This window comes from Heyndrickxia coagulans DSM 1 = ATCC 7050 (genome assembly GCF_000290615.1).
GTDB lineage: Bacteria > Bacillota > Bacilli > Bacillales > Bacillaceae_C > Weizmannia > Weizmannia coagulans.
The window spans coordinates 1-7,890 of record NZ_ALAS01000265.1; the positions used below are offsets into that span (position 1 = coordinate 1).

A 7,890-nucleotide genomic window follows, 5' to 3' on the forward strand; every position below is an offset into this window, starting at 1 on the left:
AAAAAATAGATGGAAAAATTTTCTAAATGTGGATAAGTCATTTTATCATAAAACATCTAAAAATTGATGAATTTACTCTTCAGAACTGTGAAGGAGTATGGACGATGGACAAAAAAATCTTGATCGTGGATGATGAAAAACCGATTGCCGATATTTTGCAGTTTAATTTAACAAAAGAGGGCTATACGGTGTTTTGCGCCTATGACGGCGAGGAAGCACTGGAAAAGGTGGAAGAAGTGCAACCGGATTTAATTGTCCTTGATATTATGCTGCCAAAGCGGGATGGCATGGAAGTTTGCCGCGAAGTGCGGAAAAAATACAATATGCCGATCATTATGGTAACGGCAAAAGACTCAGAAATTGATAAAGTGCTCGGCCTTGAGCTCGGTGCCGATGATTATGTCACAAAACCTTTCAGCACCCGTGAACTGATTGCCCGCGTCAAAGCGAATTTGCGGCGGCACCAGCAGACGCCCCCGGCTCCGGGTGAGGAAGAGGAATCCAATGAAATTGCAATCGGTTCACTTGTCATTCATCCGGATGCTTATGTCGTCTCAAAACGCGGCGAGACGATTGAACTGACGCACCGCGAATTTGAGCTGCTCCACTATCTAGCAAAGCATATCGGGCAGGTCATGACGCGCGAGCACCTGCTTGAGACCGTGTGGGGCTATGACTATTACGGCGATGTCCGGACAGTGGACGTCACGGTCAGACGGCTCCGCGAAAAAGTGGAGGATAACCCGAGCCATCCCGAGTGGATTGTGACAAGGCGCGGTGTCGGTTATTATTTGCGCAACCCTGAACAGGAGTAGCCAAATGAATAAGGTGAAATTCTTCCAGTCTATTCACTTTAAGTTTGTCCTGATTTATATTTTGCTGATCGTCGTCGCGATGGAAATTATCGGGGTGTATTTTATCAACAAGCTGGAAAACCAGCTCGAGACGAATTTTAAAAAATCGATATACGACCAGGTCAATGTGCTTGAATACAGTATTGAAGACCTGCTGACGAAAAAGCAGAACCAGGCGGCGGATATTACGCTGAAAGTGAGAAAAGTGCTGGGTGACTTTAAAAGTACGGATGTTTCTGAAATCCGGCTGATTGACGCGCACAGCGGCGTTATTTTGGGCACTTCTTCGAATGACCAGAGCATTGTCGGCCAAAAAACAACCGAAGATATTGTCAAAAGCGTCCGTGTAACCGGCCAGCCGGAAGACCAGATTTATTTGGACAAGCAGACCGGCGACCGAATGTGGGTGCTGGCTTCCCCGATTAAAGCAAACGGCGAAATGATCGGTATTATTTACCTTGTCTCCAAAATTGAAACGGTTTACCGCCAGGTGCAGGCGATTAACCAGATTTTTATGACGGGGACGGTTATTGCAGTGCTGGTTACAGCCCTGCTTGGCGTCATTACCGCACGCACGATTTCAAAGCCGCTCAGGGAGATCCGCAAGCAGGCGATGGCGATGGCACGCGGCAATTTTGCCCGGAAAGTCAAAGTGATCGGGAATGATGAGATCGGGCAGCTCGCTTATTCGTTTAACCATATGACCAAAAAGCTGCAGGAGGCGCAGGCCAGCACGGAAGGCGAGAGAAGAAAACTCGACTCCATCCTGACCCATATGACGGACGGCGTGATTGCAACCGACCGGAGAGGACGGATTATTTTAATCAACGAGCCGGCTGCCGAGATGCTGGATGTTTCACGTGAAACAGTGCTTTCCCAGCCGCTTATATCGGTATTGAAAATCGAGGATGAACACAGGTTTGATGATTTATTGACAGAGCAGGATTCCGTCATCCTTGATTTCAGTACGGAGGAAGAACCATACATTTTACGGGCGAATTTTTCAGTGATTCAAAATGAAGCCGGCTTTGTTAGCGGCCTGATTACGGTTTTGCACGATGTCACCGAGCAGGAGAAAATAGATATGGAACGCCGCGAATTTGTGGCCAATGTATCCCATGAATTGAGAACGCCGCTGACCACGATGAGAAGCTATTTGGAAGCTTTGACAGACGGGGCATGGAAAGATGAGAAAATTGCGCCGCAGTTTTTAGGCGTCACGCAAAATGAAACGGAACGAATGATCCGGCTGGTAAATGATTTGCTGAAGCTATCAAAAATGGACAGCAAAGACGAACATTTAAATAAAGAGTGGGTCAATTTTGTGGAATTTTTCCACTATGTCATTGACCGGTTTGAAATGGCAAAGCAGCAAAATGTCACGTTCAAACGCAAACTGCCGAATACGGAAATTTTTGTGGAAATCGATGAAGATAAAATGACCCAGGTGTTGTACAATATTATATCCAATGCATTGAAATACTCCCCTGAAGGCGGCCAGATTACGTTTAAGCTGAGGGAACTGAACGAAAAAATTGAAGTCAGCATTTCCGACCAGGGCGTAGGCATCCCGAAAGAAAACGTAAAGAAAATTTTTGAGCGCTTTTACCGCGTTGATAAAGCACGCAGCCGCAAACTCGGCGGAACAGGGCTCGGCCTTGCAATTGCAAAAGAAATAGTGGAAATGCACGGCGGAAGCATTTGGGCAAGCAGTAAAGAAGGAAAAGGAACGACCATTTACTTTACTCTTCCCTACGAACCGGCACAAGAGGATGAGTGGCTATGAGTCTTGAAAAAGTAAAAACCATCATATTGACGTTGCTCGTGCTTCTGAGCTTGTTGTTAACATGGCTGATCTGGAACAACCAGCCGAATTATGACTGGCTCAATTTAAAAGATCTGGACAATATCGCGATTGCGAAGGAAAAAAAGGTACCCGGTATCATCCTCCCTGACAAATTGCTTTACCATGAGGATGACGGGACAACCGGCACGGTTCATGACGGGGAAATTTCACGGGTGATGAATCTGCTTCGAACATGGACATTTGATATGAGCAGTTCCCGCCTGTTGTCAAAAAAAGATCTTTACAATTTAATGCACGGAAAAAACAGGATTGAATTGGACTTTCCGGCCCCTGTCCCGTTCAGTGTCTATCAATCGGTTCTGAACTTTGCCAACAAAAAGGTGCCGGATGCCGATTTTGACCATATTGTGATCGAATTAAACAAAGGAACAAAAAACTTAAACCATGTTTATTTTATTTCAACGGCGTCCAATAAAGTGTATGAGGCGAGCACAGACCAAAAATCCATTCAGGTGTTCATCTCAAAGCTGAACGACAACAAAACGTTGTACAAACCGTATACTGCTTTTGCCCTTTCCGGTCCGAGAAGAATCTACCTGCCTGCCGGAAATCCGGTGGTGAACCAGTATAAATATGCGACAACCGACATTGAAATTGATAAATTTAAAAAAGCGCTGTTTGCCGATCCGAACTTTGTAAAGAAAGTGGCGGGGGAATATACAAATGGCATCAGCCTGTTGCGGACAGACGAATCCAATAAAGTCTTAACCTTCGTCAATCCAGGGGAAGACATCGGGTACAGCTCCGATCCGAACCATCTGTTGGCGCGGGCCATTGATTTTATTAACCAGCACAGTGGCTGGACGGACCAGTACCAGTATTTTGAAATCAATGAGCGGGAAAATGAAGTCACGTTCCGGCTTTTTAAAGACGGCTATCCTGTTTTTAACGATGACGGCATGGCGGAGATCCGGGAATACCTGGGCCGAACGGAAATTTACAAATATGTCCGCCCGTATTTCAACCTGTCGCTCAACCTGCCGTTAAAACCGGCTGTTGTTAAACTCCCGCCGGCTCAAGATGTAATCGCCAGCTTGCAGGAAAACCCTTCCGTTCAAATGAACAAGGTGAGAGATATTGCAGTCGGGTACCGTTTGCAAAAAGACAGTGACGATATCCTTTCGCTGCAACCGGCCTGGTATTATTGCTACGACGGAATATGGAAAATGGCAGGGGGGGATGAAGATGGACTGGAGTAAAACAAAAACAATCTTTATTCTTGTTTTCCTGGTGCTTGATATTTACCTTTCCTGCCAGTTGTATTTCAAACATGTCAAAAATCAGTATGAAGTCATCGGCAGCCCGACAGCTGAACAAAGCCTAAAGGCTGCAAATATTACATTCGTCGATCTGCCGAAAGGAAAGGCAAAACGGCCGTATATCAGCGCGGAAGAAAAAGTATTTACCGCAAAAGACTTGAAAAAATTGAAAAACCAGCAGGCGGAAATCGTGAACGGGCAGAAACTCAGTTCCGTTTTTGATAAGCCGGTGAAACTGGGCACAAAAATCAAAACGGACCAGCTGGAGGCGGTTATCCAGGAAAATATGCTCTACGGCAGCCGCTATAAACTGTGGAACTATGATAAAGACTTGAATCAGGCCGTCTTTTATGAGACATATAACGGAAAAATGATTTTTAATAATAAGAACGCGAAACTGACCGTGTATTTAAATGACCGGAATGAAATCATTTCCTATGACCAGACGTATTTGACCAATATTAAAATCTACCGGGAAGAAGAAGAGACGCTGTCGGCGGTAAAGGCGGTGGAGGCCTTATATAAGAAAGGAACGCTGAAACCGAACAGCACAGTGACGAAGGCGGAACTCGGTTACTATACGAGGGTGCCCGAACTCCAGGTGCTTGTGCCGACATGGCATTTTACGGTAAAACACGGGAATGAAACAGAGCAATTATTTATCAATGCATTTGAAGGCCAGGTCAACGAAATGGAAAATGCACAATAATTTTGGAGAGGATACGATGGGGATGCAATTTAGTGTACTTGCGAGCGGAAGCACGGGAAATGCGATCTATGTGGAGACGGAGCAGCATGCTTTTTTAGTGGATGCAGGTTTAAGCGGCAGGCAAATGGAACAACTTTTTGGGCAGATCGGCCGCAATATTGCCGATTTAAGCGGAATCCTTGTTACGCATGAACACAGTGATCATATTAAAGGAATCGGAGTGCTGGCGCGGAAATACCAGCTCCCGGTTTATGCAAATGACAAAACATGGTCGGCGATGGAAGGCATGATTGGAGAGATTCCAACAGATTTGAAGTTTTCATTCGGGATGGAATCTGTCCAATCGTTCGGAAGCCTTGAGATTGAGTCGTTCGGCGTTTCCCACGATGCCGTCCAGCCGATGTTTTATATTTTTCATGAAGGCGGCAAAAAATTGGTCATCATTACGGATACGGGTTATGTCAGCGACCGGATGAAAGGAACGATTTCCAACGCGGATATTTTTGTTTTTGAAAGCAACCACGATGTGGAAATGCTCCGGATGGGAAGGTATCCATGGAGTGTCAAACAGCGCATTTTGAGCGATGTCGGGCATGTGTCGAATGAAGATGCTGCACTTGCGATGGGCGAAGTAATCGGGGACCGGACAAAACGAATATACCTTGCCCATTTAAGCAAAGATAACAATATGAAAGACCTCGCACGGCTGTCGGTTTCCCAAACGCTCCAGGAACAGGGCCTGGCTGTCGGTGAAACTTTTTCATTATATGATACGGATCCGAAAATTCCAACGGCCTTAACGGCTGTTTAACCGCGGCGATCCGGCGGCAGAATCTGTCGCTGCGGACTCCCCCCAACCGCGGGGGCAGCTGTTTTACCGGCAGGCGGGATAGAGTTCTTTTTATTTTGGCGCTTGATTTTTAGTAATTTTTAATTTCAGCCATTATAATGGAATCAGAATGGGCAAAAAAGGGATCCTTCACCAAACTTCAATTTTCCTCATCAGTACAGAAAGGGTGATGCGCAATGGGATATTATGATGATCAGGATGGCCAACGGCGTGGAAAAGAAAACAGGCGGGGCGGCGGAAGGTTTGGCTATTTTCTTTCCGGGCTGATTGGCGTAATTGTGGGGGCGCTTGTGGTAGCCCTTCTTTTTCCAAGTATTTTTGGAAAAACGAACCCGGATTCCGCTGCGGTAGATTCAAATTCTGTGGCAAATACCAGCACGTCAACGGCAAAAACAACGAAAACCGTCTCGTTAAAGGTGACAACCGATATTACAAAAGCAGTGGAAAAGACGGAGAAAGCGGTTGTCGGCGTCTCAAACATTCAAAAACAAAGTATTTGGTCTGATGATATGTTTGGGCAGGACTCAAAATCTTCTTCTTCCCAGGAAGCCGGATCCGGTTCCGGGATTATTTACAAAAAGGTTGGCGATAAAGCTTATGTCGTCACCAATTACCATGTGATTGAAGGGGCAAATGCGCTGGAAGTGACCTTATCGAACGGGAAAAAGCTTTCTGCCAAACTTGTCGGTAGCGATAAATATACGGATCTGGCCGTTCTTCAAATAGACGGCAGCAATGTGACAACCGTTGCCCAATTCGGTGATTCGGATGCATTAAAACTTGGAGAAACTGTCATTGCGATTGGCAACCCGCTTGGTGAAGAATTTGCCGGATCTGTCACAGAAGGGATTGTTTCCGGGTTGAACCGGACTGTTCCGGTGGATATCGATGAAGATGGAACGGAAGACTGGCAGGCAGAAGTCATTCAAACCGATGCTGCGATCAACCCCGGCAACAGCGGTGGTGCTTTAGTCAATATTGCCGGCCAGGTTGTCGGGATTAACTCCATGAAGATTTCAAATGAGTCGATTGAAGGCATTGGATTTTCGATTCCAATTAATTCTGCAAAACCGGTCATCCATCAGTTGGAGACAAAAGGGAAAATTACCCGGCCGGCATTGGGTGTCGGGATTGTAAACGTCTCGGATATCTCGGCTTACCAACAGAAGGAAACGTTAAAATTGCCCGCCAATGTGACGACCGGCGTTGTGATCGGCTCTGTTGAAAAAGGGTCCCCTGCAAGTAAAGCCGGTTTGAAAGAATTTGACGTCATTTACAAACTGGACGATCAAAAGATAGACAACATCGTGGAATTAAGGAAATTCCTGTATGAGCATAAACAGCCCGGTGATAAGGTGAAAGTGTCGGTATACCGGAACGGCCAGCCGAAAACATTCACATTAACGCTCGGGACCGCTTCGGGAAGCAATTAACAAACTGCGGAGGAAAGGCGGAAAGCTTTTCCTTCCTTTTTTTGCGGCATTCAGTTATCAACAGGGCAAAGCGTGCTGCGGACCGCAGCGGAAATGAACATTTTGTTGAAAAAAATTTTTATACGGGTGGATATTTGTGGAAATTGCTCGAAAAGAAGGTTATAAACAGGCTGTGAATAGCGAAAAATGGTGAAATATATCTTGTATGGAACGGTTATTCCCACACAAAATGTGGATAGTTTCTGTGGATATGTGGATAACTCTTGTCAATAGCTTGTGGGTAAGGTGGGTGTAAGTTGTGAATATCTCTATCGTTACAGTGGGAAAATTGAAAGAAAAGTATTTGAAGCAGGGCATTCAGGAATATTTAAAACGGCTTTCCGCTTACGCAAAAGTTGAAATCATCGAAGTAGCGGATGAAAAAGCGTCCGAAATGCTGAGTGCAGCGGAAATGGAGCTGGTAAAGCAGAAGGAAGGCGAGCGGATTCTTGCAAAAATCAGCCCGGACACCTATGTCATCACCCTGGCGATAGATGGGAAAATGAAATCGTCAGAAGAACTGGCCGGTTCCCTCGACCGTCTGGCGACATACGGCAAAAGCAAAGTTGCCTTTGTAATCGGCGGCAGCCTCGGCTTAAGCCAAGCCGTTCTCAAGCGCGGCAATGAAAGCCTCTCTTTTTCGAAAATGACCTTCCCCCACCAGCTCATGCGGCTCATTTTAGTCGAACAAATTTACCGCGCCTTCCGGATTATCCGGGGGGAACCGTATCATAAGTAGATGAGGTTTTTATAATAGTATATTTAGGTAATTATCTTTTTAATTGAGGAAAACGTATGTGTAAAATTTTACTCGAAGGGCAGATGAGTGGAAAAAAATGGGAAGACGCTCTATCATTTAAATGTACGCTTGTGGGCGAA

Annotated in this window: 7 protein-coding genes; all 7 read left to right on the forward strand. The window is 45.7% G+C overall.

All coding sequences use genetic code 11. The features are described 5' to 3' along the window. The first annotated feature begins 104 nt into the window (after positions 1-104). The 7 genes from yycF (at position 105) to rlmH (ending at position 7,750) form a co-directional block, all read left to right on the forward strand. On the forward strand, positions 105-815 hold the full coding sequence (gene yycF / locus IC21_RS14365) for a response regulator YycF (protein ID WP_013860876.1): 711 nt from the start codon (positions 105-107) through the stop codon (positions 813-815). Between the two features lie 4 nt (positions 816-819). Next, positions 820-2,640: a cell wall metabolism sensor histidine kinase WalK gene (gene walK, locus IC21_RS14370; RefSeq protein ID WP_029142098.1), complete on the forward strand. Its 1,821-nt coding sequence runs from the start codon at positions 820-822 to the stop codon at positions 2,638-2,640. After that, entirely contained in the window at positions 2,637-3,920 is a 1,284-nt protein-coding gene (locus IC21_RS14375) for a YycH family regulatory protein (RefSeq protein WP_029142097.1), read from the forward strand. The genes walK and IC21_RS14375 overlap by 4 nt, the downstream gene beginning before the upstream one ends. Next, the gene (locus IC21_RS14380) at positions 3,907-4,689 is read left to right on the forward strand and encodes a two-component system regulatory protein YycI (protein ID WP_029142096.1); all 783 of its coding nucleotides are present in this window, start codon (positions 3,907-3,909) and stop codon (positions 4,687-4,689) included. The genes IC21_RS14375 and IC21_RS14380 overlap by 14 nt, the downstream gene beginning before the upstream one ends. Before the next feature lie 16 nt (positions 4,690-4,705). Continuing rightward, positions 4,706-5,500, forward strand: a complete 795-nt coding sequence (gene yycJ / locus IC21_RS14385) for an exodeoxyribonuclease YycJ (protein ID WP_019720226.1) — start codon at positions 4,706-4,708, stop codon at positions 5,498-5,500. A 215-nt stretch (positions 5,501-5,715) separates the two neighbouring features. Further along, on the forward strand, positions 5,716-6,972 hold the full coding sequence (locus tag IC21_RS14390; protein WP_029142095.1) for a S1C family serine protease: 1,257 nt from the start codon (positions 5,716-5,718) through the stop codon (positions 6,970-6,972). Positions 6,973-7,270: 298 nt separating this feature from the next. Beyond that, positions 7,271-7,750, forward strand: coding sequence for a 23S rRNA (pseudouridine(1915)-N(3))-methyltransferase RlmH (rlmH, locus tag IC21_RS14395; protein WP_029142094.1), 480 nt, complete (start codon positions 7,271-7,273; stop codon positions 7,748-7,750). Positions 7,751-7,890: the final 140 nt, after the last annotated feature.

Excerpts from the sequence above, each read along its gene's own strand:
- yycF (WP_013860876.1), top strand. The coding sequence starts at position 105 with ATGGACAAAAAAATCTTGATCGTGGATGATGAAAAACCGATTGCCGAT.
- walK (WP_029142098.1), top strand. The coding sequence starts at position 820 with ATGAATAAGGTGAAATTCTTCCAGTCTATTCACTTTAAGTTTGTCCTG.
- IC21_RS14375 (WP_029142097.1), top strand. The coding sequence starts at position 2,637 with ATGAGTCTTGAAAAAGTAAAAACCATCATATTGACGTTGCTCGTGCTT.
- IC21_RS14380 (WP_029142096.1), top strand. The coding sequence starts at position 3,907 with ATGGACTGGAGTAAAACAAAAACAATCTTTATTCTTGTTTTCCTGGTG.
- yycJ (WP_019720226.1), top strand. The coding sequence starts at position 4,706 with ATGGGGATGCAATTTAGTGTACTTGCGAGCGGAAGCACGGGAAATGCG.
- IC21_RS14390 (WP_029142095.1), top strand. The coding sequence starts at position 5,716 with ATGGGATATTATGATGATCAGGATGGCCAACGGCGTGGAAAAGAAAAC.